This window comes from Limnohabitans sp. Hippo3 (assembly GCF_003063665.1).
Lineage (GTDB): Bacteria > Pseudomonadota > Gammaproteobacteria > Burkholderiales > Burkholderiaceae_C > Limnohabitans_A.
Genome location: NZ_NESF01000004.1, coordinates 17,048 through 38,636 on the forward strand (window position 1 = coordinate 17,048; position 21,589 = coordinate 38,636).

The 21,589-nt window shown below is 61.9% G+C and carries 21 protein-coding genes; 9 read left to right on the forward strand and 12 right to left on the reverse strand.

All coding sequences use genetic code 11. From position 1 onward, the window contains the following. Window positions 1-53: 53 nt before the first annotated feature. From B9Z34_RS06925 to B9Z34_RS06945, 5 genes are all read right to left on the reverse strand, one after another. Window positions 54-410 carry a RidA family protein gene (locus B9Z34_RS06925; protein WP_108427388.1) on the reverse strand — a complete coding sequence of 119 codons (357 nt, stop codon included), beginning with the start codon at window positions 408-410 and terminating at the stop codon, window positions 54-56. Beyond that, entirely contained in the window at window positions 407-1,036 is a 630-nt protein-coding gene (gene plsY, locus B9Z34_RS06930) for a glycerol-3-phosphate 1-O-acyltransferase PlsY (protein ID WP_108427389.1), read from the reverse strand. The genes B9Z34_RS06925 and plsY overlap by 4 nt, the downstream gene beginning before the upstream one ends. Before the next feature lie 28 nt (window positions 1,037-1,064). Beyond that, window positions 1,065-1,556 (reverse strand): aminoacyl-tRNA deacylase, encoded by a 492-nt coding sequence (locus B9Z34_RS06935; RefSeq protein ID WP_108427390.1) that lies wholly within the window; start codon window positions 1,554-1,556, stop codon window positions 1,065-1,067. A 22-nt stretch (window positions 1,557-1,578) separates the two neighbouring features. After that, on the reverse strand, window positions 1,579-2,640 hold the full coding sequence (locus B9Z34_RS06940) for an aldo/keto reductase (protein WP_108427391.1): 1,062 nt from the start codon (window positions 2,638-2,640) through the stop codon (window positions 1,579-1,581). 104 nt (window positions 2,641-2,744) lie between these two features. Next, complete coding sequence (locus B9Z34_RS06945) at window positions 2,745-4,523, reverse strand: acyl-CoA synthetase (RefSeq protein WP_108427392.1); 1,779 nt, start codon at window positions 4,521-4,523, stop codon at window positions 2,745-2,747. Window positions 4,524-4,548: 25 nt separating this feature from the next. Between B9Z34_RS06945 and B9Z34_RS06950 the strand changes: the two genes are divergently transcribed. From B9Z34_RS06950 to B9Z34_RS06970, 5 genes are all read left to right on the forward strand, one after another. Beyond that, window positions 4,549-5,463 carry an alpha/beta fold hydrolase gene (locus tag B9Z34_RS06950; protein ID WP_108427393.1) on the forward strand — a complete coding sequence of 305 codons (915 nt, stop codon included), beginning with the start codon at window positions 4,549-4,551 and terminating at the stop codon, window positions 5,461-5,463. Window positions 5,464-5,507: 44 nt separating this feature from the next. Further along, a complete protein-coding gene (locus B9Z34_RS06955) occupies window positions 5,508-6,038 on the forward strand; it encodes a hypothetical protein (RefSeq protein WP_108427394.1) in 531 nt (176 codons plus the stop codon). Between the two features lie 71 nt (window positions 6,039-6,109). After that, window positions 6,110-7,214, forward strand: a protein-coding gene (gene prfB, locus B9Z34_RS06960) for a peptide chain release factor 2 (RefSeq protein ID WP_108427395.1) whose coding sequence is annotated in 2 segments (ribosomal slippage) — window positions 6,110-6,190 and window positions 6,192-7,214 — 1,104 coding nt in all. Because the reading frame shifts where the segments join, the coding sequence is not laid out codon by codon here. 33 nt (window positions 7,215-7,247) lie between these two features. Next, complete coding sequence (pepN, locus tag B9Z34_RS06965) at window positions 7,248-9,971, forward strand: aminopeptidase N (protein ID WP_108427396.1); 2,724 nt, start codon at window positions 7,248-7,250, stop codon at window positions 9,969-9,971. A gap of 29 nt (window positions 9,972-10,000) precedes the next feature. Then, the gene (locus B9Z34_RS06970; protein ID WP_108427397.1) at window positions 10,001-11,008 is read left to right on the forward strand and encodes a class 1 fructose-bisphosphatase; all 1,008 of its coding nucleotides are present in this window, start codon (window positions 10,001-10,003) and stop codon (window positions 11,006-11,008) included. Between the two features lie 154 nt (window positions 11,009-11,162). Here B9Z34_RS06970 and B9Z34_RS06975 read toward each other — a convergent pair whose 3' ends face one another. Beyond that, window positions 11,163-12,059, reverse strand: coding sequence for a hypothetical protein (locus B9Z34_RS06975; protein WP_108427398.1), 897 nt, complete (start codon window positions 12,057-12,059; stop codon window positions 11,163-11,165). An 87-nt stretch (window positions 12,060-12,146) separates the two neighbouring features. Between B9Z34_RS06975 and B9Z34_RS06980 the strand changes: the two genes are divergently transcribed. Together B9Z34_RS06980 and B9Z34_RS06985 are read left to right on the forward strand one after the other, a co-directional pair. After that, the gene (locus tag B9Z34_RS06980) at window positions 12,147-12,881 is read left to right on the forward strand and encodes a CoA pyrophosphatase (protein WP_108427399.1); all 735 of its coding nucleotides are present in this window, start codon (window positions 12,147-12,149) and stop codon (window positions 12,879-12,881) included. A 7-nt stretch (window positions 12,882-12,888) separates the two neighbouring features. Next, a complete protein-coding gene (locus B9Z34_RS06985) occupies window positions 12,889-13,854 on the forward strand; it encodes a CobD/CbiB family protein (RefSeq protein WP_108427400.1) in 966 nt (321 codons plus the stop codon). Between the two features lie 14 nt (window positions 13,855-13,868). Here the strand turns inward: B9Z34_RS06985 and rsgA are convergent, their stop codons facing one another. The 3 genes from rsgA to B9Z34_RS07000 are packed head-to-tail and all read right to left on the reverse strand — an operon-like array spanning window position 13,869 to window position 16,432. Then, window positions 13,869-14,858, reverse strand: coding sequence for a ribosome small subunit-dependent GTPase A (gene rsgA / locus B9Z34_RS06990; protein WP_108427401.1), 990 nt, complete (start codon window positions 14,856-14,858; stop codon window positions 13,869-13,871). A 6-nt stretch (window positions 14,859-14,864) separates the two neighbouring features. Continuing rightward, window positions 14,865-15,176 carry a 4a-hydroxytetrahydrobiopterin dehydratase gene (locus tag B9Z34_RS06995; protein ID WP_108427402.1) on the reverse strand — a complete coding sequence of 104 codons (312 nt, stop codon included), beginning with the start codon at window positions 15,174-15,176 and terminating at the stop codon, window positions 14,865-14,867. Then, a complete protein-coding gene (locus B9Z34_RS07000; protein WP_108427403.1) occupies window positions 15,173-16,432 on the reverse strand; it encodes a M48 family metallopeptidase in 1,260 nt (419 codons plus the stop codon). The genes B9Z34_RS06995 and B9Z34_RS07000 overlap by 4 nt, the downstream gene beginning before the upstream one ends. Window positions 16,433-16,565: 133 nt before the next feature. On the opposite strand from B9Z34_RS07000, the gene orn reads away from it, so the two are divergent. Then, window positions 16,566-17,153 (forward strand): oligoribonuclease, encoded by a 588-nt coding sequence (gene orn / locus B9Z34_RS07005; protein WP_108427404.1) that lies wholly within the window; start codon window positions 16,566-16,568, stop codon window positions 17,151-17,153. 262 nt (window positions 17,154-17,415) lie between these two features. After that, complete coding sequence (locus B9Z34_RS07010) at window positions 17,416-19,479, forward strand: DEAD/DEAH box helicase (protein ID WP_108427405.1); 2,064 nt, start codon at window positions 17,416-17,418, stop codon at window positions 19,477-19,479. Between the two features lie 169 nt (window positions 19,480-19,648). On the opposite strand, the gene rplS is transcribed toward B9Z34_RS07010, so the two are convergent. The 3 genes from rplS to rimM form a co-directional block, all read right to left on the reverse strand. Continuing rightward, a complete protein-coding gene (rplS, locus tag B9Z34_RS07015; RefSeq protein ID WP_108427406.1) occupies window positions 19,649-20,032 on the reverse strand; it encodes a 50S ribosomal protein L19 in 384 nt (127 codons plus the stop codon). A 115-nt stretch (window positions 20,033-20,147) separates the two neighbouring features. Continuing rightward, window positions 20,148-20,945: a tRNA (guanosine(37)-N1)-methyltransferase TrmD gene (gene trmD, locus B9Z34_RS07020; protein WP_108427407.1), complete on the reverse strand. Its 798-nt coding sequence runs from the start codon at window positions 20,943-20,945 to the stop codon at window positions 20,148-20,150. 28 nt (window positions 20,946-20,973) lie between these two features. Continuing rightward, the gene (rimM, locus tag B9Z34_RS07025; protein WP_108427408.1) at window positions 20,974-21,585 is read right to left on the reverse strand and encodes a ribosome maturation factor RimM; all 612 of its coding nucleotides are present in this window, start codon (window positions 21,583-21,585) and stop codon (window positions 20,974-20,976) included. Window positions 21,586-21,589 lie beyond the last annotated feature (4 nt).

Genomic DNA, 21,589 nt, shown 5'->3' on the forward strand with positions numbered 1-21,589 from the left:
GTCATGGATACCCGCCTTCGCGGGTATGACCACCCTCTGTGCCCAAGACCCTCTTACGCCACCGCCGCAGTGACCACCACCTCGATCAAATAGGCCGGATTGGCCAGCGCTGCCTGCACCGTGGCGCGGGGTGGCGCACTGCCGGCCACCACCCAAGCGTCCCAGACTTCGTTCATGGCGGTGATGTCGGCGATGTCTTTGAGGTAAATCTGGGTGCGCAGGATGCGGGTTTTGTCACTGCCCACCTCGGCCAGGCGCACATCAATCTGCCGCAACACATCGGCGGTTTGGCTACGGATGTCGGTGGCTTCGCACTCGGGGACCATGCCCGCCAGGTACACCACACCATTGAAAACAGCCGCTTCGCTGTAACGGGCTGTCACGTGCAGCCTCTGAATATCTTGGCTCATGCTTTTTTCTGACCCAGTTTGGATTCGGTGCCCGCCAGCAGTCGGTTGATGTTTTCACGGTGACGCCAGACCAGCAGCAAGGCCATGACGGCGAGGCTCAAGACCTCGGGCGAAGTGGCGTGCCAGGCCACGCCGTCGCCAAACAGGTAAAAAACAGGCGCGAACACCGCAGCCACCATCGAAGCCAGGGACACGTAGCGGCTGAAGTACAAGACGATGGCAAAGCTCAGCACCGTGGCCAGGGCCAATGAACCGTTGACCCCCACCAGCACGCCCACCGCAGTGGCCACGCCTTTGCCGCCGACGAAACCAAAAAATACCGGGTAGAGGTGCCCCAAAAATGCAGCCAAACCCGCCAAGGCGGCGGTGCTGGCACCCAAACCCTGTTCTGGCCCGTAAGTCAGCACCAGCGCCACCGGCAGCCAGCCCTTGAAGGCGTCCAGCAACAAAGTCAGGATGGCCGCTTTTTTGCTGCCCGAGCGCAGCACATTGGTGGCGCCGGGGTTTTTGCTGCCATAGCTGCGCGGGTCGTTCAGCCCCATCAGGCGGCTCACGATCACCGCGAAGCTGAGCGAGCCCATCAAATAACTGGCCAACACCACGGCCACTGGAATCACCACATCCATCAAAAGCTCCCTTGTTATCGTTCGGGCGTCATTCTGCCAGCGCACAGTTCACGGGCTGGGCGCCCAGCAGCTGCACACACACCTGCGGGTCGATGCCCACCAGATAACCGCGCCTGCCACCGTTGATGCAGATGCGCGGCAAAGCCAGGATGCTTTCTTCGATGAAGACCGGCATGGCACGGCGCGTGGCAAAGGGCGAGGTGCCGCCCACCAGGTAACCGCTGTGCCGGTTGGCCACCTCGGGGGCGCAAGGCTCGACCGACTTCAAACCGATCTGCCGCGCCAGATTTTTGGTGGACACCTTGCGGTTGCCGTGCATCAGCACCACCAAGGGCTTGGCATCATGGTCCTGCATGATCAGGGTTTTGACCACCGCAAACGGGTCCATGCCCAACACCTGTGCGCTGTGCTGGGCACCACCGTGTTCCAAATACTCGTAGGGGTGCTCGGTGAAGCTCACCCCGTGCTGACGCAAGAGCGCTGTGGCGGGGGTTTCGCTGACTTTGTCTTTCTTGGCCATCGCCCGATATCACCCAGCCACGTCACAAAGCCGGGTCGCGCATTTCCCAGCGGATGTCGTCGATCGCCTTGAGCACTTCGGGCGTCAACTGCGTGTTCCAGGCGGCCAGGTCTTCGTTGAGCTGCGCCAGCGAAGTCACACCGATGATGGTGCTGGCCACGCTCCAGCGGTGGTAGCAAAACGCCAATGCCATCTGGGTCGGCGTCATGCCGTTGTCGCGGGCCAGCTGGTTGTAACGGCGGGCGGCAGCCAGAGCCTCCGGGCGGCCCCAGCGCTGTTTTCGCATGGAGTCGTAGCGGGCGATGCGTCCACCATCAGGCACCAGCGGACCTTTCAGGTCGTCGTTGTCGTATTTGCCCGTGAGCAGGCCAAAGCCCAGCGGCGAATACGCCAGCATCGACACATTCAGGCGGTAGCAAGTTTCGTCCAGACCGTTGTCATAGGTGCGGCTGACCAGGCAGTAAGGGTTTTGCACCGTGGCCACACGTGGCAGCCCATGCTGCTCGGCCAGGCGCACAAACTCATGCACGCCGTAAGGCGTTTCGTTGGACAGACCGATGTGGCGCACCTTGCCCGCCTTGACCAGTTTGGCCAGGGCTTCGAGTTGCTCATGGATCGAGGTGACCGATTTGTCCTTGGCCGGGTCGAAATAGGTCATGCCAAAGACCGGCACATGGCGCTCGGGCCAGTGGATCTGGTACAGGTCGATCACATCGGTTTGCAGGCGGCGCAGGCTGCCGTCGCAGGCGTTCAGGATGTCTTGCCCCGTCATGCCCGAACCTTCACGAACCCAGGGCATGCCACGTGAGGGGCCTGCCACTTTGGTCGCCAGCACCAGCTTTTGGCGGGCACCGGGGTGCTTGGCGAACCAGTTGCCGATGAAGGTTTCCGTCGCGCCGCAGGTCTCGGCCGAAGCGGGCACGGCGTACATCTCGGCCGTGTCGATGAAGTTGATGCCCGCTTCCAGCGAGCGGTCCAGGATGGCGTGCGAATCGGCTTCGTTGACCTGCTGGCCAAAGGTCATGGTCCCGAGACAGATGGGCGTGACTTGCAAATCGGTCTGGCCGAGTTGAACGAGTTTCATAGTGTGTCCTGTTGTATTTTGAAAAAAAGAGGGGGCCATCTCAGGACGGCCCCAGAATCCGCAAGCCCTGCGGGCTTGGACGCATGGGCAAGAAGTCTATTTTGTCACGGCCTTTTGGCCAACTCGGTGGCCCTGGCCTCTTCTTGCAGCCGCAAGACGCGTCGCTGCACTTTGCCGGTGGTGGTCATGGGCAGCTGGTCGATGAACTCGATTTCTTTGGGGTATTCATAGGGGGCCAGCAAACCCTTCACATGGGCTTGCAGTTCGCGGCGCACCGCGTCGTCAAAGTCAGCTTGCTGCACACCCAAAGGCCTGCGGGCCAGCCAATCGGGCGACAGCACCACATAGGCCTTGACCACAGCGCCCCGGTCGGCGTCGGGCTTGGGCACCACGGCGGCATTCTGCACGGCCGGGTGCTTGACCAGGCAATTCTCGATCTCACCCGGCCCGATGCGGTAACCGGCGGCCTTGAACATGTCGTCGGTGCGGCCCTGGTACCAAAGGTAGCCGTCCTCGTCCGCCACCGCCATGTCGCCCGTGCGGCACCAGTCGCCCGCGTACTTGGCCTGCGTGGCTTTGGCGTTGTTCCAGTAACCCAGAAAGAACACCGGGTCCGGGTGGCCGTGCACATCGAAGCGGTTCACGGCCACTTCGCCGGGTGTGCCGGGCGGGCACAGCTGCCCGGCCTCGTCGATGACCGCAACCTGGTGGCCGGGGTAGCCCTTGCCCATGCTGCCGGGCTTGGCGGGCCACAAGCAGGTGCAGTTGCCCACCACGTAGTTGATCTCGGTCTGACCAAACATCTCGTTCACCGTCACGCCCATCTGCTGCTGGACATACGCAAACACCGCGTCACCCACCGCCTCGCCCGCGCTCATCATGGCTTGCAGCTTGAGCTTGTAACGGGCCTTCACGTCGGGTACGGCCTTCATCATGGCTTTGAGCGCCGTGGGGAACAAGAAAGTGTGTGTCACGCCGTGACTTTGCAAAATCTCAAACGCCGCTTCGGGTGAAAAGCGCCCGTTGAAAGCCACGATGGGCCGCCCAAAATAGAGGCTGGGCAGTAAAGCGTCCATCAAGCCCCCGGTCCAGGCCCAGTCGGCGGGCGACCAAAAAACCGCTTTGGACGGGCGGCTGGCATCAAACGGGTCAAAACCAAACCAGTTCTGGCTGCACACAAAACCCGTGAGGTTACCGATCAACGCCCGGTGCGGGATGAGTGCGCCTTTGGGGTTGCCGGTGGTGCCGCTGGTGTAAATCAACACCGCCGGGTCTTCGGCCAGTGTGCTCACGGCTGTGAACGATGCCGCCTGACTGCTCACGGCTTGTGCGTAGTCGAGGTCGGCCGAAACCCCTGCCTGCCCGACCCCGATCAGGGTTTGCAAACCAGGGCAGTCGGACCGCGCCTGCTGCAAGGCTTGCACGGTGGATTCGTCGCACACCGCCACGCGGGCCTGGCTGTCGTTGATGCGAAAAGACAACGCCTCCGGCCCAAACAGCATGGACAGAGGCATGGCCACTGCGCCCATTTGCAGCACCGCCATGTAGGCCACGGCGGTTTCAAAACGCTGGGGCAACACAATCGCCACCCGGTCGCCGCGTTTCACGCCCTGCGCCTGCAGCACACGGCTCAAGCGGTTGGCCGCGGTTTGCAGCTGGCCGAAGGTCCAGCTCTGGCCCAGGCCCCGACCCGCCACATGCTCGCGGATGGCGACGTGCCCGGCCGTAGCGGACTGCACGGCCCATTGACCACAGCAAGCCTGCGCCATGTTGAAGCGCTTGGGCACTTTCCAGCCAAATCCCTGGTGAACGGCTTGATAACGGTCAGCAGCAGCTTTCTTCGGGTTATGGGCTTGGCGGTCCTGGTTGCGACTGACGCTCATCGTGTGTCTCCTTATGATTGAAAGTATGTACCAAGTTCAACGCGAATCACAAAGCCACTGGGTGCCGCTGCGCGGCTGCCGCTACCACGTCCGCCAGTGGGGCACGCCCACACCCGGAGCCACCCCGCTCGTTTTGACCCACGGCTGGATGGACGTGGCCGCCTCCTACCAGTTCATGGTCGATGCCTTCAGCGAGGCTTTTGTCAGCCAGCGCCCCATCATCGCGATGGACTGGCGCGGTTATGGCCTGACCGAGACCCCACTCACCGACAGCTACTGGTTCCCCGACTATTTAGCCGATCTGGACGCCCTGCTTGATGCGCTCTACCCCGGGCAAGTGATCGATTTGGTCGGTCACAGCATGGGCGGCAACGTGGTCATGATGTACGCGGGCACCCGCCCCGAGCGCATCCGCCGCCTGGTCAACCTCGAAGGGTTCGGCATGGCCGGCACGCAGCCTGCCCAAGCCCCCACCCGCATGGCAAAGTGGCTCGATGAGCTCAAAGCCCAACGCGCGGGTGACAACACCCTCAAAGCCTACCCGGACGCTGCGGGCGTGGCCGCGCGCTTGAAGAAAACCAACCGCCGCCTGGGCCAGGACAAAGCCGATTGGCTGGCCCAGCATTGGGCCCGCCCAGGCCCCGATGGCCAGTGGCGCATCCTGGGCGACTCGGCGCACAAGGTCATCAACCCGTATCTGTTCCACGTCGAAGAAGCGCTGGCCATGTACCGCCGCATCAGCGCCCCGGTGCTGGTGGTGGAAGCCTCGGACGACTCGCTCAGCCAGTGGTGGAAAGGGCAATACACCTTGGCCGAGTTCCACGAGCGCTTGAAGTCCGTGCCCCAGCTGGAACAAGCCGTGATCCAGGACGCCGGGCACATGCTGCACCACGACCAACCACAGGCCCTGGCAGCCTTGCTCGAGAAGTTCATGGCCTGAGAGGCCCTAAAATCAGGTTGTTTTAGTTTTGATGACTGTTGGCCATGTCCCTCTCCACCCTCTCCCGTTTCTGCCTGGTTGCGGCCTTGTCTGTGTCGTTCGCTTCGGCGCATGCAGACGCCACCAGCCGCTATTGCCCTGACTTTCTGGCCGTCCAAGGCGCCCCTGAGCCCGCACACCGGGGAGAGTTCACGTTTTCGCCGTACACCCACCACTTCAGCAACAACCCGGAACACAAAAAAGTGGTCCTGGTGGCGATTGACGAACAACTGCCAGGCGACCGCTTGTGCGGTGTGAGTTTTTTCAGCAACTCGTTTGGACAGCCTTCGGTGTACGTTTACGCCGGTCAGCAGTTCAACAATTTGTGGGGCGTGCCCCAGCTGTTCGCCAAAGTCACGGGCGGCATCATGTACGGCTATGTGGCGCCGTATGAGAACAAAGTGCCCCTGAACTACAAAGGCTTCAATCCCGCCATCATTCCGTCTGTGGGTTACAAACTGACCCAGCACGATTCGGTGCAGCTCAAGTTTCTGGGCACGGCGGCCCTGATGTTCTCTTACGGGCGCCAGTTTTAAGCCACCCGGCAGGCGGGCGCGCAGCCAAGTCATGAGAAAATGCCCGGTTTACCGAACCGGACACTTTCATCATGGACGCAGAACGCATCAACCAAATCGGCGCATCCCTCACAGACCTGACCGCTCGTACCCACGAGTTACGGGGGTATCTTTGACTACGATGCCAAATCTGAACGGCTGAGAACCGTCAACGCATCGCTCGAAGATCCCACAGTCTGGAACGACCCCAAGAAAGCCCAGGAACTGGGCAAAGAGAAAAAAGCGCTCGACAGCGTGGTGGTCACCATCACCACCTTGACCAACGAGCTGGCCGACAACCTTGAATTGTTCGAAATGAGCAAGGCAGAAGGCGACGACGACGGTCTGCTGACCATCGAAGCCGAGACCGCCAAGCTGGCCAAGCTCGTGGAAGACCTCGAGTTCCGCCGCATGTTCCGCCACGAGGCCGACCCGCTCAACTGCTTCATCGACATCCAGGCGGGCGCTGGTGGCACCGAGGCCTGTGACTGGGCCAGCATGCTGCTGCGCCAGTACCTCAAATACGCCGAGCGCAAAGGCTTCAAAGCCACGGTGGAAGACGAAACCCCGGGTGACACCGCGGGCATCAAGGGCGCGACCATCAAGATCGAAGGCGAATACGCTTTTGGCTTGCTGCGCACCGAGACTGGCGTGCACCGTTTGGTGCGCAAGAGCCCGTTTGACTCGTCGGGCGGTCGCCACACCTCGTTTGCCTCGCTGTTCGTTTATCCCGAGATCGACGACTCGATCGAGATCAACATCAACCCGGCCGATGTGCGCACCGACACCTTCCGCGCCAGCGGCGCGGGCGGTCAGCACATCAACAAGACCGACTCGGCCGTGCGCCTGACGCACATCCCCACGGGCATCGTGGTGCAGTGCCAGGACGGCCGCAGCCAGCACAGCAACCGCGACGTGGCCTGGCAACGCCTGCGCTCGCGCCTGTACGACTTCGAGATGCGCAAACGCATGGAAGAACAGCAAAAGCTGGAAGACACCAAGACCGATGTGGGCTGGGGTCACCAGATCCGCAGCTATGTGCTGGACAACAGCCGCATCAAGGATTTGCGCACCAACGTCGAAATTTCGGCCACCCAAAAGGTGCTCGATGGCGACCTGGATGCGTTCATCGAAGCCTCACTGAAACAAGGCCTCTGAGTTGCTCAGACCACAACCCAAACGGAGTTCCTGATGCGTGAAGGACAACCCACCGCGATTCAACGGGCGGCGTATACCGCCCCGGCTTTCTGGATCGACACGGTCGATCTGACCTTTGATCTGGATCCGGCCAAAACCCGCGTGCTCAACAAGATGCGTCTGCGCCGCAACCCCGATGTGGCGGCCCAGCCCCTGCGTCTGGATGGCGAAGACCTCAATTTGGCCCGCGTGCTGGTCAACGGCGGTGGCACCTCGTTCAAGATGGACGGCAACCAGCTGGTGCTGGAAAACCTGCCCGAAGGCCATGACGCCTTCGATCTGGAAATCTTCACCACCTGCAACCCCGAGAAGAACACCCAGTTGATGGGCCTGTACGTCAGCAACGACTCGTTCTTCACCCAGTGCGAGGCCGAGGGTTTCCGTCGCATCACCTACTTCCTGGACCGCCCGGACGTGATGGCCAGCTACACCGTCACGCTGCGTGCCGACAAGGCCAAATACCCGGTGCTGCTGAGTAACGGCAACCTGGTTGAGCAAGGTGCACTGGAAGACGGTCCCAACGGTCCGAGGCATTTCGCCAAGTGGGTCGACCCACACAAAAAGCCCTGTTACCTGTTTGCTCTTGTTGCAGGCCAACTGGTCACGCGCGAGCAGCGCATTGTCAGTCGCAGTGGCACTGAACACTTGCTGCAAGTGTTTGTGCGCCCCGGCGACCTGGACAAGACCGAGCACGCGATGAACTCGCTCATGGCCAGCGTGGCCTGGGACGAAGCGCGCTTTGGTCTGCCGCTGGACCTGGAACGCTTCATGATCGTCGCCACCAGCGACTTCAACATGGGCGCCATGGAAAACAAGGGCTTGAACATCTTCAACACCAAGTACGTGTTGGCCAACCCAGCCACCGCCACCGACATGGATTTCGGCAACATCGAATCGGTCGTGGGCCACGAGTACTTCCACAACTGGACCGGCAACCGCATCACCTGCCGCGACTGGTTCCAGCTCTCGCTCAAAGAAGGCCTCACGGTCTTCCGCGACCAGGAGTTCAGCCAGGACATGGCGGGCGAGGCCAGTGCCCGCGCGGTCAAGCGCATCGAAGACGTGCGCGTGCTGCGCACCGTGCAGTTTGCCGAAGACGCCGGCCCCATGGCCCACCCGGTGCGACCTGATAGCTATGTGGAGATCAACAACTTCTACACCGTCACCATCTACGAAAAAGGCTCTGAAGTCGTTCGCATGATGCAGACCCTGGTGGCCACGCCCACTGACAGCCTGGGTCGCGACGGTTTTGCCAAGGGCATGAAACTCTACTTTGAGCACCATGACGGCCAGGCCGTGACCTGCGACGACTTTGCGCAAGCGATTGCCGATGCCAACCCCGGCTCGGCACTGGCTCTGCACCTGGACACCTTCAAACACTGGTACAGCCAGGCCGGTACACCACGCCTTCAAGCCACGGGCGCCTACAACGCGACCGAGCGCACCTACACCCTCACCCTCAGCCAAAGCTGCCCAGCCACACCCGATCAGGACCGCAAAGCGCCCTTCGTGATCCCGGTGACTTTGGGTCTGCTCAGCCGCGATGGCGCTGCCCTGCCCTTGCAGCTGGCAGGCAGCAGCGAAGCCGCGGCTCAGCACACCCTGGTGCTGACCGAGGCCAGCGCCAGCTACTCCTTTGTCAACATCGACAGCGAACCCGTGCCTTCACTCTTGCGCGGTTTCAGCGCCCCGGTGGTGCTCGAAGACGGCCTGAACGCCGACGACCTGCTGATCTTGCTGGCCCACGACAGCGACCCCTTCAACCAATGGGAAGCTGGCCAGCGCCTGATGCTGCAAAGCGCCCTGGATGCCATCCAGCAAAACAAGGACTTGACGGGCCAGCCCGTGCTGTCCGACGCCCTGGTGGCAGCCCTGCGCAATGTGCTGCGCCACCCCACACTGGATGCGGCCTTCAAGGACCTGGCCCTGACGCTGCCCTCCGAAAACTACATCGCCGACCAGCTGGATGTGGTGGACCCGCAGCGCGTGCACGCCCTGCGCGAAACCATGCGCCTGCAACTGGCCACGGCCTTGCAAACCGACTGGCAATGGGCCTGGGACGCGCATAAAAACAATGGCGCTTACTCGCCCGATGCCAAGTCGGCTGGTCGACGTGCCCTGGCCGGTCTGGCCATGACCATGCTGTGTGTGGCCGCCGTGCAAAGCGGTGACGCCGTCACGCCCGGCCGCGTGTACCAGCAGTTCAAGGACGCGGGCAACATGACCGACCGCTTCAACGCCTTGTCGGCCCTGGTGGTCAGCGGCCATGCACTCGCACAGGACGCCTTGGCCTTGTTCCACAAACTGTTCCAGCACGAAGCGCTGGTCATCGACAAGTGGTTTGCCTTGCAGGCCGGGGCCCCCGACCGGGCAGGCGATGTGCTGCCGCGTGTGCGCCAGCTCATGCAACACCCCGACTTCAGCCTGCGCAACCCCAACCGCGCCCGCAGCCTGATCTTCAGCTACTGCAGCGCCAACCCGGCCGGATTCCACCGCCCGGACGCCGCAGGCTATGTCTACTGGAGCGAGCAGGTGCTGGCGCTGGACGCCATCAACCCGCAAGTGGCCGCACGCCTGGCCCGCGCCATGGACCGCTGGAGCCGCCTGGCCGAGCCTTACCGCAGCGCAGCCAAAGTCGCCATCGAGCGCGTGGCGGCCAAAACAGACCTGTCGAACGACGTGCGCGAGGTCATCAGCCGCGCCTTGAGTGCAGCCTGAAACGCGCCGCTGAAATCCAAGGAATCAACATGAGCAGCAAAATTTCCCTCTCACGCTACCTGGTGGAGCAGCAACGCGACAAAGGCCACATCCCGGCCGAGCTGCGTCTGCTGCTCGAAGTGGTGGCCCGCGCCTGCAAAAGCATCAGCCACGCCGTCAACAAAGGCGCTTTGGGCGGTGTGTTGGGCAGTGCCGACAGCGAGAACGTGCAAGGCGAAGTGCAAAAGAAACTGGACATCATCGCCAACGAAGTGCTGATCGAGGCCAATGAATGGGGCGGGCACCTCGCGGCCATGGCCAGCGAAGAGATGGACAGCATCTACCTGGTGCCCAACCGCTACCCGCAGGGCGAATACCTGCTCATGTTTGACCCGCTGGACGGCTCGTCCAACATCGATGTCAACGTCAGCATCGGCACCATTTTCAGCGTGCTCAAAAAGGCCGATGACAACCAGGGCGTGACCGAAAAAGACTTTTTGCAGCCCGGGAAAAACCAGGTCGCGGCCGGCTATTGCGTGTACGGCCCGCAAACCACCTTGGTGCTCACCGTGGGCGATGGCGTGGCCATGTTCACGCTGGACCGCGAACAAGGCTCTTTTGTGCTGACACAAGAAAACGTGCAAGTGCCTGCCGACACCAAAGAGTTCGCCATCAACATGAGCAACATGCGCCACTGGGACGAACCCGTGCGCCGCTACATCGACGAATGCCTGCAAGGCCAGGAGGGCCCACGCGGCAAGGACTTCAACATGCGCTGGATCGCTTCCATGGTGGCCGACGTGCACCGCATCCTGACCCGTGGCGGCGTCTTCATGTACCCCTGGGACAAGCGCGAGCCCCACAAACCCGGCAAGCTGCGCCTGCTCTACGAAGCCAACCCCATGAGCTGGCTGATCGAGCAAGCCGGGGGCGCCGCCACCAACGGCAAGACACGCATCCTCGATTTGCAACCGAGCCAGTTGCACGAACGCGTGAGCGTGGTGCTGGGCTCCAAAAACGAAGTCGAACGCATCACCCAATACCACGCCCAAGCTTGATGCCCGGTCATGGGCAGCAACGCTGCAGCCCATAGCGCAAAGCATGGGCAGGTCAGCGCCCGGCTGCGCCCAACCGACCACCCAAACAAAAGCCCCGGTGCGCGAGCACCGGGGCTTTTTACTTCATCCCGCACGGACAAGCCGTCCCAGGGTTTTATTCGTCGGTATCGGGGGGCAAGCCTTCCCGTGCCGGTGCGGGCAAAGCCGCAGGCTCCGCCACCACGGCACGCAGGGTTTCGCGCAACATTTTCTTCTCTGGCAGGCTCAAAGCACGGGCCAGGCGCTGGCGCATGCGCAGCAGCAGCTGACGGTCCACCTCTTGGGGGATGCCCCGGCTGATCTGCAAGGCATCGCGCAGGTCTTCGCGCAGGTCTTCGGGTTCATCGACCCACCAGGCGGTGATGACTTCGTGCATCGACTTGCGCAACTCTTCCACGTCTTCCACCGCCAGGCCCATGCCCGTGGGCAGTTTGCCTTGCAGCATGTCGGCCAAGGCCTGGGAGTTGACCACCACGCGGCGATCGGCCTGGGCCAGCAGGCGGGCCCAGCCTGGATCGGTGCGCACCATTTGGGGCATGTTGCGGGCCGACTCGTCGGCCAGCAGGTGCACGCTCAGGCCGCTCAACTGGGCCTCGTCGATGGTGGCCAAAAAGCGTTCGTCGTCACTGGCCACCAGCACGTGGTCGCAGGCATGGTGCTCGGCCAGTTGTTTGAGGTCATGCCCCAAGGAGCGCAGCAAGGACGCGCCGCCATCGGCATCGTGCGTTTGCACCAGACGCACGATCTGGTCGTCAATGATCAGCCCGTCCGAGCGGTCGCTGTACCAGTAAATGCGGCGCAAATCGACATCCAGCCCGGCATGCGCCAGCGCTTGCGACAACAAATTGAGCAGGCCCTGTCGATTGACCGACTCGCCCGTGGTCCCCACCGCGCCTTGCTGGGCCATCCAGATCAGGAAACGGCCATCGATCAGCGCCATGCAGGTGCCGGATCGGTGTTCGCCAAAACGGCGGTCGGACGGGGTGTTGTGAGAAAAATAATCACGCTTCATGGTGTCAACCTATATGGATAAAAATAGCGCTGCTAAAAGGTGCAGCGGCGCTCATTCTAAAGGCGACGGCTTCTGTCTCGGTTATAAATACCCACTGTGTCCAGTCCTTTGTCTTTTGATCCCCGCAATGTTCCGGTTTGGCGCATCGACCACGATATGCCCGCGGTGCCGTCGGCCCACTTGTTGCCCGATGCCCTTCGCGCCCGGTTTGCAAAGCCTCCCATCTGGCAACCCGAAGTCGAGCGGGAAAGCTCTTTTTCCACACGGGAGCCGGCCCCGGCAGCGGTGTTGGTGCCGATCGTCATGCGCGGCCCCAATGTGTCTCAGTCAACCGTGTTGCTCACCCAGCGTGCCAACCACATGGCCACACATTCCGGGCAAATCGCCTTTCCAGGCGGCAAGGTCGACCCCAGCGATGCCAGCCGACAAGCGACGGCACTGCGTGAAGCTCAGGAGGAGGTGGGCCTGGAACCCCATCACGTGCAGGTGATTGGCGAATTGCCGGTGTACGTCACGGGCACTTCTTTTTGGGTCACGCCCGTCGTTGGCCTGGTGTCACCCGAGTTCAAGCTGAGCCCGAACGCGGACGAAGTCCAGGATGTGTTCGAGGTGCCACTTGAATTTTTGATGAACCCGGCGCACCACCGTCGTCATGCGTTCGAGTGGCAAGGTGCCCGGCGGCAATGGTTTTCCATGCCTTACCAAGAACCGCGTATGACGCCCGACGGTCAATGCGATCCGGTCGAGCGGTTTATCTGGGGGGCGACAGCCGCTATGCTTCGTAACTTCTACCGTTTTTTGGTCGTCAACCCCGCCCCATGAGGACGCCATGAGTTTTTTTGCAATCCTGTTGGCGCTGGTGCTGGAGCAGGCCCATCCACTCAACCCCGTGAATGCGATCTACACCGCAGTCAAGCGTTGGGTTGCCTGGGTCGCCCGCACGTTTGACGCGGGCGTGCGGCATCAAGCCTGGATCACTTGGGGCATCACGATCATGGGACCGGCGCTGTTGGCCATGCTGGTGCACTGGGCCCTCGAATGGAGTTTGGGCTGGCTCTTGGCCGTGGTCTGGAACGTGGCCCTGCTCTATGTCACCTTGGGCTTTCGCCAATTCAGCCACCACTTCACGGCGATTCGCGAAGCCTTGGAAAACGGCGACGAAAACCAAGCCCGTGAACTGCTGGCCGAGTGGCAACAGGTGCAGGTCGGTCAGATACCGCGCAGCGAGATCGTTCGGCATGTGATCGAGTTTTCCATGATCGCAGCCCACCGCCATGTGTTCGGCGTGTTCTTTTGGTATGCGGCCCTGTCCATCATTGGCTTGGGGCCTGTGGGTGCGGTGGTTTACCGCCTGACCGAACTGGCGCAACGCCTTTGGCAGGAGCCCACCACCGACGGCTCGGTGGTGAGCGAAGCCTTGCGCTCTGTGGCTTCCAGAGCCTGGCAGGCCATGGATTGGCTGCCCTCGCGCATGACCGCTTTGGGCTTTGCGATTGTAGGCAGTTTTGAAGACGCCATGGATGGTTGGCGCAACCATGCACAGAACTTTCCGCAAGACAACGATGGGGTGATCCTCGCCGCCACGGCGGGTGCCATCAACATCCGCTTGGGCGGTGCTGCCCTGCAGCAGGACAAGGCGGACGACGAGAGCCAAGAGATGACCGGCGGCAGCAGCACGCCAGGACGCATTCCCGAAGTGGCCCACTTTGCCCAAGTGGTGGGCCTGGTCTGGCGGACGGTGATCATGTGGTTGGTGCTGGTGGCCCTGCTGACCATGGCCAATCTGGTGGGCTGAGAGGGCCCATGCCCTCACCAGCGTTGCTGGCCCAATTCCTCAAACAGCTGCGCGTAGATGCGGTGCCGCCGCGCGCTGATGGTGCCGGGGTGCTCGGCGGTTTCGATCTGCGCCAACACGGCGCAACCGGGCTCGTGCAAATGCGTGCAGTTGTAGAACTTGCAGCCGCCGAGGTGCTTACGCAAATCGGGCATGCAGTCGGCCAGGCGGGTTGGCTCGATGTGGTGCAGGCCAAACTCCTGAAAACCGGGTGAATCGATCAAGGCTGTGCGTGCAGCGCCCGTTTCAGCGCCCACTTCAGTTGACGCATCGAGCGCAGGCACCCAATACCAACGTGTGCTGGTCGTGGTGTGTTTGCCCGAGTTCAGGGCCAGCGAAATCTCGCCAGTCTCGACCTGCGCATCGGGCACCAGGCGGTTGATCAACGTGCTTTTGCCACTGCCCGAAGGCCCCAGCACCAAGGTGGTCAAACCCTGCAAGTGCTTGCACAAGGCGGTCACGCCATCGTCGGCCACCGGGCTGCGCGGGCTCAGGCTGATGGGCATGACGCTGTAGCCCATGGCACGGTAAGGGGCCAGGCGCTCCCAGGCTTGGGCGAAGGGCTGGGCCAGGTCGCTTTTGTTGAGCGCGATGATGGGCGTGATGCGTTCGGCCTCGGCCGCCACCAGGGCGCGAGACAGCTGGCTTTCGGAATACTCGGGATCGGCCGCGATCAGGATCAGCACGCGGTCCAGATTGGCAGCAAAGGATTTGGTGCGGATTTCGTCTTGCCGGTAAAACAGGTTGCGGCGTTCTTGCAGTTTTTCGATGCTGCCCTCGTCGCCCGCGATTTGCCACAGCACCTGGTCGCCCACCACCACCTGGTTTTTCTTGCCCCGGGGGTGACAAATCAGGCGACGGCCTTCGGGTGTCTCCACCAGGCAGTGGCGGCCATAGGTGGCCACGACCAGCCCTGGCTCCAGATCATGGACTGGGGGCGAGGTGCGCGCTTTGGCTTTATGCATGCAGGCTCATGCCGGTAACAAGGCATCGGTCTGGGTGGCGGCCTCGAAGTCGAGTCGGCTCAGGCCGCGCACATCGTGCGTGTTCCAGCGCACCACACACCGTTTGTAGGTCAGCACCAGCTCTGGGTGGTGGTTGAGCTTTTCAGACAACCAGCCCACGCTGTTGACGAACAACAACGCGTGCGTGTGCAGGGTAAATTCAAAGGTCTTCTCGATGGCCACCTGATCGCCATCGCCCGACAAACGCCAGCCCGGAATCTGGCCGAGCGCCATGATCACCTCGGTGGGTTGGAGGGCGCGGATGTTCGAAGTGCTCATGCGGTTTTCATCCTCAGCAAACGCTCGCTGGCCGGGGGGTGCGAGTAATAAAACTTCACGTACCAAGGGTCGGGTGTCAAGGTCGAAGCGTTGTCCTGGTAGAGCTTGAGCAAAGCCGAGGACAAGTCCTTGCCCGGTGTTTGCGACACCGCATAAGCATCGGCCTCGAACTCTTGCTGGCGCGAGCGCCATGAAGACACAGGCGCAAAGAACAAAGTGAACACGGGCGTGACCAGCATGAACAAGACCAGCGCCAGCGCATCGTTGCTGCTCGACAAATTCGGCATCACGCCCAGGCCCGTGTAAAACCAGACCTGCTGCGCCAGCCAGCCGAGCAGCGCCAAGCCCGCCAGCGTCATGGCAAAGTTGATCACCATCATCTTGACGATGTGCTTGTGCTTGAAGTGGCCCAGCTCATGGGCCAGCACCGCTTCCATTTCGGCCGGGCTCAGCTGCTTGAGCAAGGTGTCAAAAAACACCACGCGCTTGCCGGCCCCAAAGCCTGTGAAAAACGCATTGGAATGCGCCGAGCGGCGGCTGCCGTCCATCACAAAAAAACCTTTGGCCGTGAAGCCTGCACGCTGCATCAGGCTCTGCACGCGGGCCTTGAGCGATTCGTCTTCCAGGGGCGTGAATTTGTTGAACAGGGGCATGATCACGTTCGGCGCAATCGCCATCAAAAACAGCTGCCAGCCCACCAACACGCCCCAGGCCCACAGCCACCACCAGGTGCCTCCGGCTTGCATGAGCCACAACACCACCCACAGCAAAGGCAGGCCCAGGGCCAGACCCAACACCAGGCCCTTGGCCATGTCGGCCAGCCACAAGGCTGGCGTGATCTTGTTGAAGCCAAAGCGCTGTTCCACGCCAAAGGTTTGCATGAGCGACAAGGGCAATCCGATCAGACCGCCGACCAGCATGAAGCCCAGCACCAGCGCGATTTGCTGCGCCATGCCCGGGCCCATCCAGCCCAGCAGCAACTGGTTGAGCGCATCCAGCCCACCCAGCAGCGTCCAGCCCAGCAGCACTGCCGCATCGAGTGCGATGTCAATTTGCGACAGGCGGGCTTTGGCCAAGGTGTAATCGGCGGCTTTTTGGTGGTCGACCAGGGACATGGTGTCGGCGTAAGCCTGTGGCACCGCATCGCGGTGGCGGGCCACATGCCGCACCTGGCGGGCGTTCAGCCAGAACTTGAGCGCCACATGCGCCAGCAAGGCCACGACCAAAGTCAGGGTCAAAGTCAAAGAGGGATTCATGCGCCGATTGTAGAAGCAGGCCCGGCCTGCACGGCTTGTGCAAGGGCATGCCCGCGGCTGCGCATGCACCTGAGCGCCTGCGATCGCTTTAGTTGCGCCCGATGCGAGGGACATCATCGGCGACAATTGCAGGATGTCTCAAGTGAACACCTCCCCCACCCCAGAATCGAACGATCTGCCCAAATCCGACCAAAACCTGGTCTGGATCGATTGTGAAATGACGGGCCTGGACCCCGAAAAAGAACGCTTGCTGGAGATTGCCGTGATCGTGACCGGCCCCCACCTCTCGCCCCGCATCGAAGGGCCGGTGCTGGTGATTCACCAAAGCGACGAGTTGCTGAACCAGATGGACAAGTGGAACAAGGGCACCCACGGCAAGAGTGGGCTGATCGACAAGGTCAAAGCCTCCACCACCAGCGAAGCCGATGCCGAAGAGAAAATCCTGGCCTTTCTGAAAAAGTACGTTCCCAAAAACAGCTCACCCCTGTGCGGCAACACCATCAGCCAGGACCGGCGTTTTCTGGTCAAGTTCATGCCCAAGCTGGAAGCGTTTTTCCACTACCGCAATCTGGATGTGAGCACCCTCAAGGAGCTGTCGCGCCGCTGGAAGCCCGAGGTGTATGCCAATTTCAAGAAACAGCAAAAACACACCGCGCTGGCCGATGTGCACGAATCCATCGATGAACTGGCGCATTACCGCGAGCATTTCATCCGTTTGTGATTTTTCAGGGAAAACCCTAGCGATTTTTTCTGATCCGTGCCATAATCACTAACTCACTGCACAAGAGTGCAGCGTTTCACACATCTCCCTTCATGCCTTGACCCAACGATAGGGTCACTCACAGCGGCCAGGCTCTACGCCCAGCGCCCCTCGCGAGCACCGTTTGATGGTTGATGTCTTTTCAACCTTGCGGTGCCTGCGGCCCCCATGCAACAGCTTTTCTGTTGACGGCCGTTGTTCCGTGCGAGTTTTTTATACACACATGACTGACACTTTGAACACAGTGCAGAACGACTTGTCGTCTGCCGAAAACACATCCATCGCCACCGAGACCGTGGCACAAATGGCCCCAAGCAAGCTGGCCACTGACATCATGCTCGCGGCTGCGGCCGAGATCACACCCGAAGCCACTGCAGAAACCGCCACGGAAGAAGCCATTGCCGACGTGCCCAACGGCTTCATCGAACTGGGCCTGGCCCCAGAGCTGGTGCAGGCCGTAGCCGACCTGGGCTACACACAGCCCACCACCGTGCAATTGCGCGCCATTCCTTTGGCGCTGCCCACGGCGGGCGACTCCAAAGACGGCAAGTCCAACGGCTACACCGACCTGATGGTCTCCAGCCAGACCGGCAGCGGCAAAACCGCCGCCTTTTTGCTGCCCGTGCTGCACACCCTGATTCAGCAAATGGCTGAGCAGGAAGCGGCCGATCGTGCCGAATTTGAAAAAGCCTGCGCCGACGCGGCCGCCAAGGGCGAGCCAGCCCCCAAGCGTGCCAAGCGCAAAGACCCCACCAACCCACGCAACTTCAAGGCCCCAACACCTGGTGCCCTGATCCTGTGCCCCACGCGTGAACTGGCCCAACAGGTGGCGCAAGATGCCATCGAGCTGGTCAAGCACACACGTGGCTTGCGCGTGGCCAACGTGGTCGGCGGCATTCCTTACCAGCTGCAAATTGCCAAGCTGCAAAACGCCAACCTGGTCGTGGCCACCCCTGGCCGTTTGCTCGACCTGCAACGCTCCATGCAAATCAAGTTGGACCAGGTGCAGTTTTTGGTGGTGGACGAAGCCGACCGCATGCTCGACCTGGGCTTCTCGGACGATCTGGCCGACATCAACGACATGACCAGCCAGCGCCGCCAGACCATGATGTTCAGCGCCACCTTTGCCCCGCGCATTCAGCAACTGGCCATGCGCGTGATGCACGATGGCGGCTCTTCGGTCCAGAAAATCCAGATCGACAACCCGCAAGAAAAGCACAACAACATCAAGCAGGTGCTGTTCTGGGCCGACAACGCCCAGCACAAGCGCCAGATGCTCGACCACTGGTTGCGTGACGCCACGATCGATCAGGCCATCGTGTTCTCCAGCACCCAGATCGAGTGTGACGGCTTGGCCGCCGACCTGCAGCAAGACGGCTTCTCGGCTGTGGCCCTGCATGGTGCCTTGAGCCAGGGCATGCGCAACCGCCGCCTGATGGCGCTGCGCAATGGCCAAGTCCAGATTCTGGTGGCCACCGACGTGGCCGCTCGCGGCATTGACGTTCCCACCATCACCCACGTCTTCAACTTCGGCTTGCCGATGAAGGCCGAGGACTACACCCACCGCATTGGCCGCACAGGCCGCGCTGGCCGCGACGGCCTGGCCGTGACCTTTGCCGAAATGCGTGACCGCCGCAAGATCGGCGACATCGAAGCCTACACACGCCAGCCCTTCAAGGCCGAAGTGATTCCGGGCCTGGAGCCCAAAATGCGCATGCCCGAAGCCCGCAAGCCCATGGGCCGTGGCGGTGACCGATTTGGCGGTGAGCGCAATTACGCCAATGCAGGCGGTGGTTTCCGTGGCGGCCGCCCGGCAGGTGGCCGGGACTTCGGTGGCAACCGCGATCGCGATGGCGGCGGGTTCGACAACCGCGCCCCGCGTGGCCACTTTCGCGACGAGCAGCCCCGCTTTGAGCAGCGCAGCGAACCCCGCTTCGATGCACGCAAAGGCGGTGGCCGTTTTGACGGTCCCCGCGGTGAGCACCGTGGCGGCGGTGACCGCTTTGAACAGCGCGGCGCACCTGCACACCCTTGGGACCGTGGCGACAGCCGCCCTGCCCCACGCCAAGACGCCCGTCAGGACGGTCCACGTCAAGGCGGCCGCTGGGAAGACCGTGGTGGTGACAACCGCAACGCCGCCCGCCCCGCCCCTCGCGGCGCAGCCGGTGACAAGTTCTCCCGCGGCCCCAAGCAGTTTGGTGCCAACAACTTCAAGCCCCACGCCGCTGGCGAAGGCCCTGCAGGCAAACGCGGCGGCACACGCGTGCTGAAAATCACGCGCGCCTGATTGTTGTCCTGGGCTCAACCCAGGACTTCAAGCGCCTCACGAAGGCCTTGCCCTCACCGGCAAGGCCTTTTTTCATGGCTGGGCGGATGGCACATGGGTTTTGAAACACCCATAAAAAAACCGCCCCGGGCGCAAACCCGGGCGGTTTTTTCGTATGTGCGGAAAGGCTTTACGCTTTGGCAGCAGGCGCTGCTTTGCGCTGAGGCAACTTTTCCTTGATACGTGCCGACTTGCCGCTGCGGTCACGCAGGTAGTACAGCTTGGCGCGGCGAACATCACCACGGCGCTTGACTTCGATGCTGGCAATCACGGGGCTGTAAGTCTGGAACGTACGCTCCACACCCTCGCCACTGGAGATCTTGCGCACAGTGAAGCCGCTGTTCAGACCACGGTTACGCTTGGCAATCACAACACCTTCGTAGGCCTGGACACGCTTGCGCGCACCTTCCACCACGTTGACGTTGACGATCACGGTGTCGCCGGGGGCAAATTCAGGAATGGTTTTACCCAAACGGGCAATTTCTTCCTGCTCAAGAGTTTGAATCAAATTCATTTTTGAACTCCGTCCGATCATGCCTCGCTACACAAGGGGCGTTCTGTGCTGTAAGGGCCATGCATGCGCATGACTGAGCCAGATCGCGGCGGGTAGAGGATCGAAAAGCCCTTGATTATAGCTTTTTCGCGGCCGGGGTCTGGTCAGCACCGGTCAAGCTGCCGAAGGCCTGCCTCAAGAAGGCTTCGTCCTGGCGGCTGAGTTGCCCAGCCTGTCGGGCTTGAGCCAACAACTCGGGGCGGTGCAAGGCTGTCAGGCGCAGGCTTTGTTCGCGCCGCCAACGCGCGATGTGCGCATGGTGGCCCGACATCAATTCGGGCGGCACCGCTTGGCCTTGCCAGACTTCAGGCCGGGTGTAGTGTGGACTGTCCAGCAAACCATCGAGCGCCGGGTTGAAGCTGTCGAGCTGGTGGCTGCCCTCGTCGTTCAGCACACCCGGCTGCAAACGGGCGACTGCGTCCAGCAAAGCCATGGCCGCGATTTCGCCACCCGAGAGCACAAAGTCGCCCAGACTGATTTGCTGGTCGACGTAGTGGTCAATGAAGCGCTGATCCACGCCTTCGTAGCGGCCGCAGAGCAACACAGCCCCCATGCTGGCCGACCATTGGGCCACCGAGCTGTGGTTGAGAGTCTGGCCAATCGGCGAAAACAGCACCAAGGGTGCAGGCGTTTCTTCTTGCCGCTCGGCACGGATGGCGCTCAGGCACTTGAACAAGGGCTCAGCCAGCATGACCATGCCTGGGCCGCCGCCAAAGGATCGGTCGTCCACACGACGGTAATTGCCTTCGGCGTGGTCGCGGGGGTTCCAAAAATGCACATCGACCAAGCCGCTTTCGTAGGCACGGCGCGTGATGCCGCTGGTCAGCAGGGGCGCAAACAACTCGGGGAACAGGGTGATGATGTCAAAGCGCATGGGGATGGCCCTCCACGGCCGGGGCGGCTCAGTAGTCGGGCTGCCAGTCGACCGTGATGCGCTTGGCGGGCAAGTCAACACCGTCGACGAATGCCGAAACAAACGGGATCATGCGCTCGACAGGTTTACCGCCCTCTGCCTCGGCAGGGGCCTCGATCACCAGCACGGTTTGCGGGCCGGTGGACATGAGGTCGCGCACCTGGCCCAGGTCCACACCTTCGCGGTTGACCACTTGCAGGCCAATCAGGTCCACCCAGTAGTACTCGCCGTCGGCAGCCGCTGGGAAGCTCGAGCGTGGCACAAAAATTCGGCCACCGCGCAAGGACTCAGCCGCATTACGGTCGTCCAGGCCTTGGGCACGCGCCACCACGGTGTCGGAGTGGTCTTTGACTTCGAGAATGTTGAGCAGCAAAGGTTCGCGCCAAACCTGCTGAGAAGAGGCTGCGGCCTCTTGGCCACGCTGGGGCTTCATGGGCCGATCGGGCGGCAGCAGAAACCAGCTTTTGGCAGAAAAAAGCGCCTCGGGGGAGGCGCTGTGGGGCAAGACCTTGAACCAGCCTTTGATGCCCCAGGCATCGGTGATGCGCCCGATTTCGATGGCATCAGCCGGCAGTGCGGCTGTTTCCAAAGGCGGACGCATGACC

Coding starts and splice junctions, on each gene's coding strand:
- B9Z34_RS06955 (WP_108427394.1), top strand. CDS start 5,508: ATGTCCCTCTCCACCCTCTCCCGTTTCTGCCTGGTTGCGGCCTTGTCT.
- pepN (WP_108427396.1), top strand. CDS start 7,248: ATGCGTGAAGGACAACCCACCGCGATTCAACGGGCGGCGTATACCGCC.
- B9Z34_RS06925 (WP_108427388.1), bottom strand. CDS start 410: ATGAGCCAAGATATTCAGAGGCTGCACGTGACAGCCCGTTACAGCGAA.
- B9Z34_RS06945 (WP_108427392.1), bottom strand. CDS start 4,523: ATGAGCGTCAGTCGCAACCAGGACCGCCAAGCCCATAACCCGAAGAAA.
- rsgA (WP_108427401.1), bottom strand. CDS start 14,858: ATGCATAAAGCCAAAGCGCGCACCTCGCCCCCAGTCCATGATCTGGAG.
- B9Z34_RS06935 (WP_108427390.1), bottom strand. CDS start 1,556: ATGGCCAAGAAAGACAAAGTCAGCGAAACCCCCGCCACAGCGCTCTTG.
- B9Z34_RS06940 (WP_108427391.1), bottom strand. CDS start 2,640: ATGAAACTCGTTCAACTCGGCCAGACCGATTTGCAAGTCACGCCCATC.
- B9Z34_RS06970 (WP_108427397.1), top strand. CDS start 10,001: ATGAGCAGCAAAATTTCCCTCTCACGCTACCTGGTGGAGCAGCAACGC.
- orn (WP_108427404.1), top strand. CDS start 16,566: ATGTCTCAAGTGAACACCTCCCCCACCCCAGAATCGAACGATCTGCCC.
- B9Z34_RS07010 (WP_108427405.1), top strand. CDS start 17,416: ATGACTGACACTTTGAACACAGTGCAGAACGACTTGTCGTCTGCCGAA.
- rimM (WP_108427408.1), bottom strand. CDS start 21,585: ATGCGTCCGCCTTTGGAAACAGCCGCACTGCCGGCTGATGCCATCGAA.
- B9Z34_RS06985 (WP_108427400.1), top strand. CDS start 12,889: ATGAGTTTTTTTGCAATCCTGTTGGCGCTGGTGCTGGAGCAGGCCCAT.
- trmD (WP_108427407.1), bottom strand. CDS start 20,945: ATGCGCTTTGACATCATCACCCTGTTCCCCGAGTTGTTTGCGCCCCTG.
- B9Z34_RS06950 (WP_108427393.1), top strand. CDS start 4,549: ATGTACCAAGTTCAACGCGAATCACAAAGCCACTGGGTGCCGCTGCGC.
- plsY (WP_108427389.1), bottom strand. CDS start 1,036: ATGGATGTGGTGATTCCAGTGGCCGTGGTGTTGGCCAGTTATTTGATG.
- B9Z34_RS07000 (WP_108427403.1), bottom strand. CDS start 16,432: ATGAATCCCTCTTTGACTTTGACCCTGACTTTGGTCGTGGCCTTGCTG.
- B9Z34_RS06995 (WP_108427402.1), bottom strand. CDS start 15,176: ATGAGCACTTCGAACATCCGCGCCCTCCAACCCACCGAGGTGATCATG.
- B9Z34_RS06975 (WP_108427398.1), bottom strand. CDS start 12,059: ATGAAGCGTGATTATTTTTCTCACAACACCCCGTCCGACCGCCGTTTT.
- rplS (WP_108427406.1), bottom strand. CDS start 20,032: ATGAATTTGATTCAAACTCTTGAGCAGGAAGAAATTGCCCGTTTGGGT.